The organism is Burkholderia territorii (genome assembly GCF_902833055.1).
Classification (GTDB): Bacteria; Pseudomonadota; Gammaproteobacteria; order Burkholderiales; family Burkholderiaceae; genus Burkholderia; species Burkholderia territorii.
Map to the genome: position 1 here is coordinate 471,607 of NZ_CADFEJ010000002.1, position 14,571 is coordinate 486,177.

Here is a 14,571-nt window from a genome sequence, read left to right on the forward strand (position 1 = left end):
ATCACGAATCCCTTGGACCAGCTTGCGTTGCAACCGACTGTATCGGTTCAGTTCGCCGGTGTGCTCTCGGCAAAGGCGCTCATCTACCGATTCACCCACCAGGACAGCGGCCAAGAATAGGAAATGCAAGGACCGTTGACAGTCATCAACCGCGGGGTGGCGTGACCATGTGGGAGACTTTCCCAAAGACGACTTTTCTGAGAATTCCCGCACCCAAGGACATCTTTTCTGAGACGAGCAGCATCGAGTCGTCTCAGAAAAGATGTCCAAGTCATTGATTTGTATAGGGTGCCAAGGACAGCTTTTCTGAGAGTCCACAAGACCCGTCGGTACTCGGAAAAGATGTTCGCGGTCTCAATAAGTTGTCTTGGCACGGATGACCGCATTCCATAAGACCACGTTTCAACTATGGCGCGACCGGGCGATAAGCGGTTCGCTCCGCCGCCTTCAATCAGGTGGAGTCATGCCGTTTCCACGAGAGATACGGCCATGCAGCTCACATCCCGGCCCGATTCGACGTTTCGAGAAGCGTTATGAATCTCCTGCGGTCGCTGCACGTCGGCCACATTTTTCTGGTCCGCAAAACGATGGTTTATCCGTTGCTTGACGCGGTCGACAAGAGGCCGGAAATTCCTGGAGTCGTTGCCGCGCACGAAGCCGGCAGTGCTTTCATGGCCGATGGCTACGCAAGAGCAAGTCGCAAATCAGGTGTGAGTCTCGCCATATCCGAACCCGGAACGATGCATGGACTGCCATAAGACATGCAGTGCGGACGACCTTCGGACGTTCGCGTGTAGCCCACTTCGCGGCGCGCCGCATGTACGCCCGACGAACATCGCACCTGCGTCACGGCCACTTCCCGCAGTGCCACTCAATGACGAATCAACGGATAAACCACCAGCCCAACCAGCGCGGCAACCGTGACGATAACCGGCTCCTGCAGCTTCTTGAAACGCCACAGCAGCACGACGGTCACGACGGCGAGTAGCGCGGTCGGAATGTCGACGATCGAGCGTTTCGCGATCACGAGGGCGGAGCCCGTGATCGCCCCGACGGCTGCGGCCGTGATTCCGTCCACGAACGCCTTGACGCCCGGAAGGTGCCCGTACTTCTTCACGTATGGCGCGGGAATGACCGTGAACAGATAGCACGGCAGGAACGTGCCGAGCGCCGCGACGCATGCGCCGGGAAAGCCGGCCACGAGATAGCCGATGAAGCCGACGGTGATCACGACGGGGCCGGGCGTGATCATCGCGACCGCGACCGCGTCGACGAACTGCTTGTCGTTGAGCCAGTGATGTTCGGTGACGACGCCGCCGTAGAGGAACGGCACGATCGCGAGCCCGGAGCCGAACACGAACGTGCCAGCCTTCGCGAAGAACGCGCCGATCTGGACGAGCTGCGGCAGGTCGATGCCGCTCGCTATTGCGCCGAGCGTCGGCAGGTTGGCGGCCGCAGCCGCATTCAGGCCGCCCCTGTGCAGCCATTTCGGTGGGGCACGCCACAGCCAGCCGACCAGGCCCGCGACGAGGAACAGCCATGCGATTTCCGATTCCGTGATGAACGTCACGGCGGCGAGTGTCACGAAGATCGCCCAGAGCAGCTTGTCGCGGCCGACGGTCTTCGTCGTGAGCTTGTAGGCGCTCATCGCGATGATGCCGACCACCGCGGCGCCGACGCCGTAGAAGACGGCTTGCATCCACGACAGTCCGCCGAAATGCGCGTACGCGAATCCGAGCGCGAGCACCATCACGAACGACGGCAGCACGAACGCGAAGCCGACGAGTGTCGCACCGAGAATGCGGTAGTGAACGAAGCCCAGATAAATCGCGAGCTGGGCGGCCATCGGCCCCGGTGCGAGCTGGGCGAGCGTGAGCCCTTCCTTGTAGTCGGCTTCCGTGATCCAGCCGCGGCGCTCGACGAGGTCGCGACGCATGTAGCCGGCGAGCGCGACCGGTCCGCCGAAGCCGAACGTGCCGAGGCGCAACATGTAGGCGACCAGTTCGCCGAGCGAGTAGGTCGGTTCGGTCGCGGCGACGGCAGTGGTCATGATCGGGCTCCGGTCTCGTGCTTTCCGCACGACGAGAAATGCGCGTGGAGGGCGTCGAGCACGGCGCTCATCTGCTCGAGCAATTGATCGTCGTTGTCGGTGCGCTGGCGCGTGCCGGCCATCACGGCCTCGAAGCCGGTCGCCTCCGGCGCCGCGGGGCCGCCCACGTCGAGCGCGTGCACGATCGCGGCGAGCCGCACGAGCGCAGGATCGTCGTCGAGTCCGAAGCTGGCGAGCAGCACCTCGAACGTTACGCGTTCGCCGACATGCGTGAACGTCGCGCCGTCGAAATCGAAGCCCAGTGCGTCAGCCGGACAATCGTCCGGCGATGCGAGCCAGATGAAGCGGGCGCGTGCATCGATGAAGCGGCGAATCAGCCACGCGCTGGCGACACGATCGACCCACATGCGCCGGCGCGTCGCCCAGGTGCGTCCCTGATACTCGCCCATCACGAGCCGCCGGACAGACCGATCCGCGGCATGCGGTTCGCCCGGCGACAGCACGGTATCGACCAACGCGACGAAATCCTGGAGCCCGACTTCGGCGCGCGTCGCCGCGTCATCCGGGAAGTAGTCGATTGCGCGGATGCCGTCGAAATCCTTGCGCACGCGTCGCAACAAGCGCGTCAGTTCCGTGGCGGACTGCCCGGCGAGCGTCTTGCGGGCGCTCGCGAGTGTCTGAAGGAAGGCGGTGTAGTCGTCTCCTCGATCGAAAAGCGTCCGGAATTCCCGCTCCTGCGACGCATCGAGGCTCGGCGCGCGCAACAGATGCGCGCTGCCGCCGCTTTCGGCAATTGCATCCGCGAGCTCGCGCAACGTCCGTTCATGCTCGTCCGAGTGCGGCAGCAGGTAGACGCCGTCGCGCAACACCGCGCAGCCCCTGGCTTTGAGCGCGCGCCAGAAGCGCATGCGCGCCGTCGCGTTCTGCGTGGGAAGGGTCAGTACGAGGAACGACCATGTCGTGAGCGTATTCATGTAGAGAATCCTACTCAATAGTTACAAACTCTACAAGAAAGTGCTGACGGCGCCTGCAATGGCGGGATCCCGCAGTTCGGGAGGTGAATGCCGGTTCATGCGGTCTTCCCGAAAAATACCCCTCCCCCCTATACGGAAAGGCAATTTGAGATATAGTCCCCCCCGGTATATGAAGGGACCATCATGAGCCACACCATCAAGGACAAGCAGAAGCTGCTGAACCGTGTCCGTCGTATCAAGGGACAGGTCGAAGCGATCGAACGCGCGCTGGAGGACGAGCGCGGTTGCAACGAAATCCTCCGTCTCATCACGAGCGGCCGGGGGGCGATGAACGGCCTGCTCGCGGTCGTGCTCGAGGATCACATCCGCAGCCATCTGGTCGATGCCGAGGGGCACGACGACGAAGGCAGCGCGACCGAGCAGCTGATCGAAGTCGTTCACAGCTACTTCAAGTAAACGGAGGCGGAATGAGCAATTTCAGCGATGACGCCTTCGGCGCCGGGCACGACCACATCTTTCTCGGCGCGGCGCACGAGCAGAACGAGCGCAGGACCTGGATGGTCATCGCGCTGTGCTCGGCGATGATGGTCGCCGAGATCGTCGGCGGGACGCTTTTCGGCTCGCTGGCGCTGATCGCGGACGGCCTGCACATGTCGACACATGCGGGCGCGATGCTGATCGCCGCGCTTGCCTATACCTACGCGCGCAAGCATGCGAACGACCCGCGTTTCGTGTTCGGCACGGGCAAGCTCGGCGACCTCGCGGGTTTCACGAGCGCGATCGTGCTCGCGATGATCGCGTTGCTGATCGGCTACGAGGCGATCGCGCGCTTGCTCGCGCCGGTCCCGATCCATTTCGGCGAGGCGATTCCGATCGCGGTGGCCGGCTTGCTCGTCAACATCGCGAGCGTCTGGCTGTTGAGCGGCGACCATCATGGCCATCATCACGGCCACGGACATCACCACGGTCACGGGGATCACGACGATCACGCACACGACCACGCCGAGCAAGCGCAGCAGATCTTCGATCAGCAGGGCGTATTCGCCGTGTCGGTGTTCGAGGAAGGCGTCCCGCCGGTTTTCCGCGTGGCGCCCGCGACGCAGGAGACGAAGGGCGTCGATGCGAGCGCCGTGTCGGTGACGACGATCCGCCCGGACGGCACGCGCCAGGTGTTCGCAATGCAAAACCGCGACGGTTACCTGGAGTCGACCGAAGCCATCCCCGAGCCGCACGAGTTCAAGGCGATCGTCTGCCTGAACGGCCGTGAACACGAACTGGCGTTCGAGGAGCACGATCATCGCGCATCCGCGGCGGCGGCGCGCGATCACAACATCCGCTCCGCTTACATCCACGTGATCGCCGATGCGGCGGTCTCCGTCCTGACGATCGTCGGGCTGCTGCTCGCGCGCGCGTTCGGCTGGGTGTGGATGGATCCGCTGGCCGGCATCGTCGGCGCGCTGGTGATCGCGAACTGGTCGTACGGCCTGATGCGCGACACGGGCGCCATCCTGCTCGACATGAGTTCGGATCGCCGTCTGACGGACAACGTGCGCGCTGCGATCGAAGCCATTGGCGACCGCGTCCGCGACCTGCATGTGTGGCGGCTCGGGCCGGGGCACATGAGTGCGGTGGTGTCGGTGACGACGAACGATCCGGCGCGGGACGCACGCTTCTATCACGGCGTGCTGCAGCGATTCGGGAACCTGTCGCACGTCACCGTCGAAGTCGTGCCCGCGACGCGAGGGCGATGAGCATGGCGGTCAAGTCTCCTTGTGTCGACGTGTGTTCGTTCGACGGCCGTACCGGCTACTGCGTGGCATGCCTGCGAACGCGCGACGAAGCGCGCGGCTGGAAGAAGATGACGGATCACCGGCGTCATCAGATCGTGAACGACCGCGCACGGCGGCATGCGAAACTGACGCGGGAAACCACCGACTGAACCGATCATGAGCGCGCCGTCACCGATTGCCGGAAAGCCTGCGATTCCACGGACCGTGTGGGCGCTGGGACTCGTGAGCCTCTTCATGGACCTGTCGTCCGAGCTGATCCATGCGCTGTTGCCGATCTATCTGGTGTCGACGATGGGCATGAGCGTCGCCGCGCTCGGCGTCCTCGAGGGGGCGGCCGAAGCGACGGCGATGATCGTCAAGGTGTTCTCCGGCGCGATCAGCGACTGGCTCGGGCGCCGCAAGGGGCTGCTGCTGCTCGGCTATGGGCTCGCGGCATTGACCAAGCCGTTGTTTCCGCTGGCGTCGACGCCGGCCGTCGTCGTGACGGCCCGTCTGCTGGACCGTGTCGGCAAGGGGATTCGCGGCGCGCCGCGCGACGCGCTGGTGGCCGACGTCGCGCCGCCCGAAATCCGCGGCGCGTGCTACGGCCTGCGTCAGTCGATGGATACGGTGGGCGCGATTCTCGGCCCGATGCTCGCGATCGTGCTGATGCTGTGGTTCGGCGATCACATTCGCACCGTGCTGTGGTTTGCCGTCGTGCCGGCCTTCGTCGCGATCGCATTGATCGTCTTCGGTGTGCGGGAGCCCGAGCAGTCGAAACCCGGCCGGCATTTTCGCTCGCCGCTGCGCTGGAGCGCCCTGCGCGAGTTTTCCCGTAGCTACTGGTTCGTCGTCGCGGCCGGCGCGACATTTACGCTTGCGCGTTTCAGCGAGGCGTTCCTGGTGTTGCGTGCGCAGCAGACCGGGCTCGACGCGGCGTGGATTCCGGCCGTGATGGTCGCGATGAGCGTCACCTATTCGCTGTCGGCGTGGCCGGTCGGCATCCTGTCGGACCGGCTCGATCGCCGCGTGCTGCTCGCGGCCGGCATGGTTTTGCTGATCGCGGCCGATCTGCTGCTCGGCATCGGCACGTCGACGATCTCGATGTTTGCCGGCGTGGCGGTGTGGGGGCTGCACATGGGCTTCACGCAGGGCATCCTCGCCGCGATGGTGTCGGAAACGGCGCCGGCCGCGCTGCGCGGCACCGCGTTCGGTGTGTTCAACCTGGTGAGCGGCATCTGCATGCTGCTTGCGAGCAGCATCGCCGGCGCGCTGTGGATGCGTTTCGGCGCGTCCGCCACGTTTCTCGCGGGCGCGGCGCTGGTCGTGGTGCCGCTGTGCCTGTGCCGGTTCATGCCGCGACCCGGGACGCCGCGCGCGTGACGCGGCGCATGCCGGTTCAGCCGACGTCCTTCGCACGGGCGTCGCGCTGACGACCGGGCACGACCGTATCCGGATCCCGCATGCGTCGCGGCCCATCGGCCACCCGTCCGGTCCGCCGGGAAAAGCCCGCTCACCCGCCTTCTCCGCATCGTGCGCGCCGCGCCACTTTCGGATTTGAAAGCGTGCCCGGCGTTTGCGATAGAATGCGCCCCCTGTTCGCCGTGGCCATGCCCACGGAAGGGCACCGGCACCCGAAACGGTGCGCCGCGTGGCGGAACATCGACGCCGTTGCAATGCCGGCGATCGACCTGCCGTTGGAAACACAAGTTCTGTAATCTGGATTGCTAATGAAGAAGCACAACATCACCAGGTACATCGTCATCGCGATGGTGCTTGGCATTGCCGTGGGCTACGCCTGTCATGGCGCGTTTCCCGATCCGAAAATGGCCAAGGAAGTCGCGGGCTACGTGTCGTTGCTGTCCGACGTGTTCCTGCGGCTGATCAAGATGATCATCGCGCCGCTGGTGTTCGCGACGCTGACGGTCGGCATCGCGCAGATGGGCGACAGCGGCTCGGTCGGCCGGGTGGGCGTGAAGGCGTTCGGCTGGTTCTTCATCGCGTCGTTCACGTCGCTGGTGCTCGGCCTCGTGACCGCGACGATCCTGCGGCCGGGCAGCCACCTGAGCCTGCCGTTGCCGGCCGCCGACGCGGCGCTGAACCTGAAGACGGGCGCATTCACGCTGAAGGACTTCGTCGTCCACCTCGTGCCGAAATCGATCGCCGAGGCGATGGCGAACAACGAGATCCTGCAGATCGTCGTGTTCTCGATCTTCTTCGGCACCGCGCTGTCGGCGCTCGGCGACGCAGGCAAGCGCCTGACCGGCGTGATCGACGATCTCGCGCAGGTCATGCTCAAGGTGACGGGCGCGGTGATGGGATTCGCGCCGGTTGCCGTGTTCGCCGCGCTGGCGTCGACGATCACGACGGAAGGGCTCGGCATCCTGCTCACGTTCGCGAAGTTCATGGCGAGCTTCTACCTGGCGCTCGCGCTGCTGTGGGGCGTGCTGACGCTCGCCGGCGTCGCGTTCCTGGGCAAGCGTGCGTTCACGCTGATTCGCCTGATTCGCGAGCCGTTCCTGCTGTCGTTCGCGACGGCGAGTTCCGAAGCCGCGTACCCGAAACTGCTCGACGCGCTCGACCGGTTCGGCGTCAATCGCAAGATTTCGAGCTTCGTGCTGCCGATCGGCTACTCGTTCAATCTCGACGGCTCGATGATGTACTGCACGTTCGCGGTGCTGTTCATCTCGCAGGTGTACGGGATCGACCTGCCGCTCGGCACGCAGATCACGATGCTGCTGATGCTGATGGTCACGTCGAAGGGAATGGCGGGCGTGCCGCGTGCGTCGCTCGTCGTGATCGCGGCGACGCTCAACCAGTTCCATCTGCCGGAAGCCGGGCTGTTGCTGATCATGGGCGTCGACATGTTCCTCGACATGGGCCGCTCGGCCACCAACGCCGTCGGCAACTCGATCGCGGCGGCCGTGGTCGCGAAGTGGGAAGGCCAACTGGGCGATTCGCGCGGCGACGCGGATTCGGATGGCGGTGCCGAGATCAAGCAAGTACAAGTGCGGGAGACGGCGACGTCCGCATGATTCTCCGGCTGTAAATGATGTGTGCCGGCCCGGATTTCATATGAATTCGGGCCGGCGCGATATCTGCCAGCGGTCGTTCCTCGGGTCGTTCTTGCCCGCATCCGGCGATTTTTCCGTTTCGCCGAAAATCCCTCCGCCATTCTCGATACGTCGCATTCCAGGTCGCGGCGATATTCCCGCCATCGAAAGCCGTGCTATTTCCGATTGCTCGCGCGCGAGCGCGTAAGTGGTCGTTCACTCTTGCGCAGTCACGCGCCCTGCGTGCCCGAGCAGTTCGCAATTTCTTTCCATTTATATGACGTTATTCTCGGCGTTGCCGATTATCGAATGCACGCGCGATGTAATACCGACTGCACCAGCGGATCGCGCGGAAGTATTTACGCATTGCCGATTTTCAAATCCCCCGGTTGCCCGTCATGTGAATGACTCCACCATTCAGGAGAGCATCAGCCATGGTCGCCAGAAAACCGATTCAGGCCGTGCTGCTTGCCGGCGCGATCGCCGTGATCGCGCCGGCCGGAAACGCCGCTAATACCACCGACTGGATCGCGAATACGTACGGCACGCTCGCCGCGCACGTCGGCAACGTCGCGCGCTCGATGTGGGTCGCGCCCGAAGGCGTGATCTACACCGCGTCGATGTGGGACGAGGACGAGGGCGGCGTCGCGATCTACCAGAACGGCAAGAGCGCCGGCTCGATCGGCACGCATTCCGAGTTCCAGGGCAGCGCGATCACGGGCAATGCGACGTCGCTGTTCGTCGCGCTGCAACCCGGCAACGGATACGGCAGCGGCGCGGTCGGGCGCTACAACCGCGCCACGCGGTTTCGCGACAAGCTCATTCAGGTCACCGCGGCGACCAACCAGCCGCGCGTCGACGTCGTCACCGGGCTCGCGACGGCCGGCTCGCTGCTCTATGCGAGCGATTTCTACGGCAATCGCGTGCGCGTGTTCACGACCGACGGCGTGTGGCAGCGCGACATCGGCGTGTCGGCGCCCGGCGCGCTCGCGCTCGACGGTGCGGGGAACATCTGGGTCGCGCAGAAGCGCTCGGGCTCGGTCGTCGAATTCAGTCCGGCCGGCGCGCTGCTGAACACGATCCGCCTCCCCGCCGGCGCGCAGCCTTCCGCGCTCTATTTCGATGCGGCGGCGGGGCAGCTGATGATCGGCGACGAAGGCCCCGACATGAACATCAAGCGCTATTCCGTTTCGGGCAGGCCCGCGCTGGCCGGCACGTTCGGCGTGCCGGGCGGCTATCTCGACACGACGACGGGCATCAAGGGGCAGGTCGGCGCGAGGCGCTTCACGCGCATCGTCGGCATCGGCAAGGACACGGCCGGCAACCTGTATGTGCTCAACAACCCGTGGGGCGGCAGCTGGGATCTCGGCCGCAACGGCGCGACCGACATTCACGCGTACAGCGGCGCCGGCAGCCTGCGATGGACGTTGCAGTCGCTCAACTTCGAAGGCATCGCCGCACCCGATCCGGTCAGCGACGGCGCGTTGTTCTACAGCGGCACGCACGTCTACGGCGGCACCGCGGGCGGCACGTTCGTCGCGAACACCGTCGATCCGTTCACGTATCCGTCGGACCCGCGCATCGACATGAGCGACACCCAGCGCGACGAGCACTTCGGGCTCCTGACGTCCGTTGGCGCGAACCGGATCCTCGTTGCGGCGGGGCAGAATCCGCCGGTCTACTACTTCTTCCACTTCAACGCGGCCAACGGCTATGTCGCGATTCCCGACGGATCGATCCCCGGGCCCGCGTTCAACACGACCCGGCGCGTGTCGGCCGGCTTCAGCCTCGACGGCAAGGGCGGCGTCTGGGCCGGCCTCGACAAGACCGGCGCCATTTATCACTATCCGCTGACCGGTTTCGACGCGAGCGGCAAGCCGTCGTGGGGGCCGGGCGTGCCGACGCCGGTGCCGGCCAGCATTCAGCCGCTCACGCGCATCGTCTATCTCGCCGACAGCGACACGATGGTGCTCGCGCAGGGTGTGGTCGGCAGTACCGACTGGACGTCGATCGGCACGCGCATCGAGGTGTATCACGGCTGGAGCGCCGGCAACACGACGAAGCCGAACCCGGTGATCACGCTGCCGCACGGCGGCGCGAAGTCGATCGATGCGGCGGGCAACCACTTGTTCGTCGGCTACTGGTTCAGCAGCAGCGGGCCGTTGTGGCCGAACATCGACGCGTTCAATCTCGACACCGGCAATCTCGACACGACGCTCGTCAACGCGAGCCCCGCGACCGTGGATACCAGCAGCGCGATCGATGCGATGTACAGCGTGCGCGCGTACCGGCGCTCGAACGGCGAATACGTCGTGACGAAGAACAACGTGAAGGGGAACAGCATCACCGTCTATCGATGGACGCCGTGATCGCGCAGGCGCGCAACATTGCAGCTCAGGCACGCCAGATCATGCTGGTGCTCGTTTCGGATACCGACGTGACAATGAAACCGAGGCGTTCATATAGCCGCCGTGCTGGATTGCCGTGCAGCACGCCGAGCGATACGGGGACCGCCTCGCGTTCGGCTTCGGTCAGCAACTGGCGCAGCACGGTTTCGCCGATGCCTTGCCCTTGGTGCGACGGAAGAATCTGAATCTGGTGAACGTGCCATTCGTCGGGGGCGCGCGTTACCTTCAGCAGGCCGATCGCGTCGGCGCCATCGCAAAGAATTACCGCATCGTCGAAATTCGTCGCGATGCGCTGATGGTGCGTTGCGTCGTCGGTCGGCGCGCCGACGCGTTGGAGATGCTCGGTCATCGTGAGCCGGCGCAGCATTAGCAGGAACGGCACGTCGGAACTGGACGCCGGGCGCAGGCGGATGTCGGGCATGGCAGGCGCACGTTCGCGTGTAGATTCGGAGAAGCGCATGATGCGCGAATGCGGGATATCGGTCAAAGCTGGCGCAACTGGCGTTGCCGGGCGGGCATTCGTCTCCGGCTCTTTGTAAAGAAGCCACGACGGCATGATCGAACGGCGCGCCTGGCCGGCAGGCGCGCGCCGTCACGTTCAAATCCGTCCCATCAACACCAGTATCACGACGATGACGACGATCAGCCCGACGGAGCCCGATGGCCAGTAGCCCCAGCTTCGGCTGTGCGGCCATGCCGGAAATGCGCCGATGAGCAGCAGAATCAGAACGATGATAAGGATCGTACCGAGCATCGCATCCCTCCTGAACGTGGTGACATGACGTGGCTCCTGCCGCAATTCGCGTGCCGCGACGGCCAGCCGGTCGAAAGCCGGCACAAGCGCGCTGTATGAATACGTGCAATTCACACGATGAATGCCTGCCGATTCAGAAAATAAATTTCAAAAATGCATCCCCGGCCGCTATGCTGGGCCTTCGATTTCCCTCGGGCGGGCATGCAATGGCAGAACTGTTTCTGGTGCGGCATGGGCAGGCGTCGTTCGGCACGGACGACTACGACCGGCTGTCCGCGGCCGGCGACCAGCAGGGCGTCTGGCTCGGCGAATACTTCGCGCGGCAGGGCCTGACGTTCGACCGCGTGATCTGCGGCACGATGAACCGGCATGCGCAGACGGTCGATGCGATCCTGCGCGGCATGGGCGGCGAAGGCGCGCGGGTCGACCGTCATCCCGGCCTGAACGAATACGACTTCCACGGGCTGTTCGCGGCTGCGGCGAGCGACTATCCGGAGATCGCGCGGCTCGCGGCCGGCTCGATGAAGGAACACTTTCGCGCGCTGCGGCAGGTGCTCCACCTGTGGGCCGACGACAAGCTGGGCGACACCGCGCCCGAAACCTGGTCGCATTTCCAGCAGCGCGTCGCCGCCGCCCGCGCCGCGATCCGCGGGGGCGGCGGCCAGCGCGTGCTCGCGGTGAGCTCGGGCGGCCCGATCGCGGTGACCGTGCAGCAGGTGCTCGCCGCACCGTCGTCGAGCGCGATCGCGCTGAACCTGCAGATCCGCAACAGCAGTCTTTCGCAGTTTTTCTTCAACGCCGAAGCGTTCCACCTCGCGTCGTTCAACGGCATCCCGCATCTCGAGGATCCGGAACGCCACACGTGGCGCACCTACGGCTGACCCAACGAACGATCGCGACGATGACGAATCCTTCCCAGCCCCTCGACGTAGCTCGCCTCACGCGCTATCTGGAAGCGCATGTGCCGGGTTTCGAAGGCCCGCTCGACATGGAGAAGTTTGCCGGCGGCCAGTCGAATCCGACCTTCCTGCTGCACGCGAAGAGCGGCCGCTACGTGTTGCGCCGCCAGCCGCCCGGCGAACTGCTGAAATCCGCGCACGCGGTCGATCGCGAATTCCGCGTGCTGAGCGCGCTGTCGGGCACCGCGGTGCCGGTCGCGCACCCGTATCACCTGTGCGAAGACCGCGACGTGATCGGCAGCCTCTTCTACGTGATGAGTTTCGAGGACGGGCGAATCTTCTGGGATCCGGCACTGCCGGAGCTGCCGAAGGCCGATCGCGCACTCTGCTACGACGCGCTGCTGCGCACGATGGCCGCACTGCACGACGTGGACGTCGACGCAGTCGGCCTCGCCGACTACGGCCGCCCCGGCAACTACTTCGAGCGTCAGATCGGCGTGTGGACGAAGCAGTATCGCGCGGCGGAAACGGAACGCCTCGACGCGATGGAGACGCTGATCGACTGGCTGCCGAAGGCGTGCCCGGAGGACACGGGCCGAGCCGCGCTCGTGCACGGCGATTTCCGCATCGACAACCTGATGTTCGCGCGCGACGACTATCGCGTGCAGGCCGTGCTCGACTGGGAACTGTCGACGCTCGGCAACCCGCTCGCCGATCTCGCGTATTTCTGCATGTGCCTGCGGTTGCCGTCGGGCGGCCAGGTGCGCGGGCTCGCCGGCCAGGATCGCGAGGTACTTGGCATTCCGGATGAAGCGGCGATCGTCGCGCGCTATTGCGCACTGCGCGGGATCGAGCCGATCCGCGACTGGCATTTCTATCTCGCGTTCAGTTTCTTCCGGCTCGCGGCGATTGCGCAGGGCGTGAAGGCGCGCGCGCTGCAGGGCAACGCGTCGAGCGAGCAGGCGCTGCGCGTCGGCGCGATGGCTGGCCGGCTGGCCGAGATGGCCGTCGACGTGATCGGCGCGCATCGCTGACGTCACCGACATCGCCGCGCGGCGGCACGACAACACAAGACATCAATGGAGGAGCACAGCAACATGGCAACGAATCTGTTCGACCTGACGGGCAAGATCGCGCTGGTGACGGGCGCGAGCCGCGGCATCGGCGAGGAAATCGCGAAGCTGCTCGCGCAGCAGGGCGCGCACGTGATCGTGTCGAGCCGCAAGCTCGACGACTGCCAGGCGGTCGCGGACGCGATCGTCGCGGCGGGCGGCCGCGCCGAAGCGCTGGCATGCCACGTCGGGCGGATGGAGGACATCGCCGCGACGTTCGAGACGATCCGCGGCAAGCATGGCCGGCTCGACATTCTCGTGAACAACGCGGCCGCGAATCCGTATTTCGGGCACATCCTCGATACCGATCTCGCCGCGTATGAAAAGACCGTCGACGTGAACATCCGCGGTTACTTCTTCATGTCGGTCGAGGCCGGCAAGATGATGAAGGCGCAGGGCGGCGGCGCGATCGTCAACACGGCGTCGGTGAACGCGCTGCAGCCGGGCGACCGCCAGGGCATTTACTCGATCACGAAGGCCGCGGTCGTCAACATGACGAAGGCGTTCGCGAAGGAATGCGGGCCGTTCGGCATCCGCGTGAACGCGCTGCTGCCGGGCCTCACGAAGACGAAGTTCGCGGGCGCGCTGTTCGCCGATCAGGACATCTACGAAACCTGGATGGCGAAGATTCCGCTGCGCCGCCACGCGGAGCCGCGCGAGATGGCCGGCACCGTGCTGTATCTCGTGTCGGACGCGGCGAACTACACGAACGGCGAATGCATCGTCGTCGACGGCGGCCTGACGATCTGAGCGCGCGATGAAACTCGACAGCTACGCCGGGCAGGCCGTGATGATCACCGGCGCCGCAAGCGGCTTCGGCGCGCTGCTCGCGAGCGAGCTGGCCGCGATGGGCGCGCGGCTCGCGCTCGGCGACCTGAACGAGGCGGCGCTCGAACGCGTCGCCGCGCCGCTGCGCACGGCCGGCGCCGACGTGATCGCGCAGCGCTGCGACGTGCGCATCGAAGCGGACGTCGCGGCGCTGGTGCAGGCGGCGGTCGAGCGCTTCGGGCGGCTCGACGTCGGCATCAACAATGCGGGCATCGCGCCGCCGCTGAAGGCGCTGATCGATACCGAGGAAACCGATCTCGACCTGAGCTTCGCGGTCAACGCGAAAGGCGTGTTCTTCGGAATGAAGCATCAGATTCGCCAGATGCTCGCGCAGCGTGAGGGCGTGATCCTGAACGTCGCGTCGATGGCCGGGCTCGGCGGCGCGCCGAAGCTCGCCGCCTACGCGGCGTCGAAACACGCGGTGGTCGGGCTCACGAAGACGGCCGCGCTCGAATACGCGCGGCACGGCATTCGCGTGAACGCGGTGTGCCCGTTCTACAGCACGACGCCGATGGTCACCGACAGCGACATCGGCGATCGCCAGGATTTTCTTGCGCAGGGATCGCCGATGAAACGGCTCGGCCGCCCCGAGGAAATCGTCGCGACGATGCTGACGCTATGCGCGAAGGAAAACACCTATCTGACCGGGCAGGCCGTCGCCGTCGACGGCGGCGTCTCGGCCTTCTGAACGGAACGAACGGAAAACCGGAATCTCGAGGAGTCG

General features: G+C 65.3%; 15 protein-coding genes. 11 read left to right on the top strand and 4 right to left on the bottom strand.

The window, feature by feature from the left end; genetic code table 11:
* The first annotated feature begins 455 nt into the window (after positions 1-455).
* Positions 456-758, top strand: a complete 303-nt coding sequence (locus HW466_RS06685; RefSeq protein ID WP_279610338.1) for a thiamine pyrophosphate-binding protein — start codon at positions 456-458, stop codon at positions 756-758.
* A 113-nt stretch (positions 759-871) separates the two neighbouring features.
* Here HW466_RS06685 and HW466_RS06690 read toward each other — a convergent pair whose 3' ends face one another.
* Entirely contained in the window at positions 872-2,050 is a 1,179-nt protein-coding gene (locus tag HW466_RS06690; RefSeq protein WP_151003733.1) for a chromate transporter, read from the bottom strand.
* Positions 2,047-3,024 (bottom strand): chromate resistance protein ChrB domain-containing protein, encoded by a 978-nt coding sequence (locus tag HW466_RS06695; protein ID WP_170296627.1) that lies wholly within the window; start codon positions 3,022-3,024, stop codon positions 2,047-2,049. Before HW466_RS06695 ends, HW466_RS06690 begins: the two co-directional genes overlap by 4 nt.
* Positions 3,025-3,207: 183 nt before the next feature.
* Between HW466_RS06695 and HW466_RS06700 the strand changes: the two genes are divergently transcribed.
* The 6 genes from HW466_RS06700 (at position 3,208) to HW466_RS06725 (ending at position 10,215) form a co-directional block, all read left to right on the top strand.
* Positions 3,208-3,480, top strand: a complete 273-nt coding sequence (locus HW466_RS06700) for a metal/formaldehyde-sensitive transcriptional repressor (RefSeq protein ID WP_059447469.1) — start codon at positions 3,208-3,210, stop codon at positions 3,478-3,480.
* 11 nt (positions 3,481-3,491) lie between these two features.
* A complete protein-coding gene (gene dmeF, locus HW466_RS06705; RefSeq protein ID WP_151003729.1) occupies positions 3,492-4,775 on the top strand; it encodes a CDF family Co(II)/Ni(II) efflux transporter DmeF in 1,284 nt (427 codons plus the stop codon).
* A gap of 2 nt (positions 4,776-4,777) precedes the next feature.
* A complete protein-coding gene (locus HW466_RS06710) occupies positions 4,778-4,963 on the top strand; it encodes a DUF1289 domain-containing protein (protein ID WP_059508013.1) in 186 nt (61 codons plus the stop codon).
* Between the two features lie 7 nt (positions 4,964-4,970).
* Positions 4,971-6,176 (top strand): MFS transporter, encoded by a 1,206-nt coding sequence (locus HW466_RS06715; RefSeq protein ID WP_151003727.1) that lies wholly within the window; start codon positions 4,971-4,973, stop codon positions 6,174-6,176.
* Between the two features lie 347 nt (positions 6,177-6,523).
* Complete coding sequence (locus HW466_RS06720) at positions 6,524-7,828, top strand: dicarboxylate/amino acid:cation symporter (protein WP_151003725.1); 1,305 nt, start codon at positions 6,524-6,526, stop codon at positions 7,826-7,828.
* A 452-nt stretch (positions 7,829-8,280) separates the two neighbouring features.
* A complete protein-coding gene (locus HW466_RS06725) occupies positions 8,281-10,215 on the top strand; it encodes an SMP-30/gluconolactonase/LRE family protein (RefSeq protein ID WP_151003723.1) in 1,935 nt (644 codons plus the stop codon).
* A gap of 25 nt (positions 10,216-10,240) precedes the next feature.
* Here the strand turns inward: HW466_RS06725 and HW466_RS06730 are convergent, their stop codons facing one another.
* Positions 10,241-10,675, bottom strand: coding sequence for a GNAT family N-acetyltransferase (locus tag HW466_RS06730; RefSeq protein ID WP_059809899.1), 435 nt, complete (start codon positions 10,673-10,675; stop codon positions 10,241-10,243).
* Between the two features lie 177 nt (positions 10,676-10,852).
* On the bottom strand, positions 10,853-11,008 hold the full coding sequence (locus tag HW466_RS06735) for a DUF3309 family protein (protein ID WP_069226475.1): 156 nt from the start codon (positions 11,006-11,008) through the stop codon (positions 10,853-10,855).
* A 206-nt stretch (positions 11,009-11,214) separates the two neighbouring features.
* Between HW466_RS06735 and HW466_RS06740 the strand changes: the two genes are divergently transcribed.
* The 4 genes from HW466_RS06740 to HW466_RS06755 all read left to right on the top strand — a co-directional run bounded on the left by HW466_RS06740 (position 11,215) and on the right by HW466_RS06755 (position 14,535).
* Positions 11,215-11,889 (top strand): histidine phosphatase family protein, encoded by a 675-nt coding sequence (locus HW466_RS06740; protein WP_151003722.1) that lies wholly within the window; start codon positions 11,215-11,217, stop codon positions 11,887-11,889.
* 20 nt (positions 11,890-11,909) lie between these two features.
* Entirely contained in the window at positions 11,910-12,941 is a 1,032-nt protein-coding gene (locus tag HW466_RS06745) for a phosphotransferase (protein ID WP_059447477.1), read from the top strand.
* A 63-nt stretch (positions 12,942-13,004) separates the two neighbouring features.
* Positions 13,005-13,769: an SDR family oxidoreductase gene (locus HW466_RS06750; RefSeq protein ID WP_060023738.1), complete on the top strand. Its 765-nt coding sequence runs from the start codon at positions 13,005-13,007 to the stop codon at positions 13,767-13,769.
* A gap of 7 nt (positions 13,770-13,776) precedes the next feature.
* Positions 13,777-14,535: an SDR family NAD(P)-dependent oxidoreductase gene (locus HW466_RS06755; protein ID WP_174905747.1), complete on the top strand. Its 759-nt coding sequence runs from the start codon at positions 13,777-13,779 to the stop codon at positions 14,533-14,535.
* Positions 14,536-14,571: the final 36 nt, after the last annotated feature.

Coding starts and splice junctions, on each gene's coding strand:
- HW466_RS06720 (WP_151003725.1), top strand. CDS start 6,524: ATGAAGAAGCACAACATCACCAGGTACATCGTCATCGCGATGGTGCTT.
- dmeF (WP_151003729.1), top strand. CDS start 3,492: ATGAGCAATTTCAGCGATGACGCCTTCGGCGCCGGGCACGACCACATC.
- HW466_RS06710 (WP_059508013.1), top strand. CDS start 4,778: ATGGCGGTCAAGTCTCCTTGTGTCGACGTGTGTTCGTTCGACGGCCGT.
- HW466_RS06730 (WP_059809899.1), bottom strand. CDS start 10,675: ATGCCCGACATCCGCCTGCGCCCGGCGTCCAGTTCCGACGTGCCGTTC.
- HW466_RS06755 (WP_174905747.1), top strand. CDS start 13,777: ATGAAACTCGACAGCTACGCCGGGCAGGCCGTGATGATCACCGGCGCC.
- HW466_RS06735 (WP_069226475.1), bottom strand. CDS start 11,008: ATGCTCGGTACGATCCTTATCATCGTTCTGATTCTGCTGCTCATCGGC.
- HW466_RS06745 (WP_059447477.1), top strand. CDS start 11,910: ATGACGAATCCTTCCCAGCCCCTCGACGTAGCTCGCCTCACGCGCTAT.
- HW466_RS06700 (WP_059447469.1), top strand. CDS start 3,208: ATGAGCCACACCATCAAGGACAAGCAGAAGCTGCTGAACCGTGTCCGT.
- HW466_RS06725 (WP_151003723.1), top strand. CDS start 8,281: ATGGTCGCCAGAAAACCGATTCAGGCCGTGCTGCTTGCCGGCGCGATC.
- HW466_RS06740 (WP_151003722.1), top strand. CDS start 11,215: ATGGCAGAACTGTTTCTGGTGCGGCATGGGCAGGCGTCGTTCGGCACG.
- HW466_RS06750 (WP_060023738.1), top strand. CDS start 13,005: ATGGCAACGAATCTGTTCGACCTGACGGGCAAGATCGCGCTGGTGACG.
- HW466_RS06695 (WP_170296627.1), bottom strand. CDS start 3,024: ATGAATACGCTCACGACATGGTCGTTCCTCGTACTGACCCTTCCCACG.
- HW466_RS06715 (WP_151003727.1), top strand. CDS start 4,971: ATGAGCGCGCCGTCACCGATTGCCGGAAAGCCTGCGATTCCACGGACC.
- HW466_RS06690 (WP_151003733.1), bottom strand. CDS start 2,050: ATGACCACTGCCGTCGCCGCGACCGAACCGACCTACTCGCTCGGCGAA.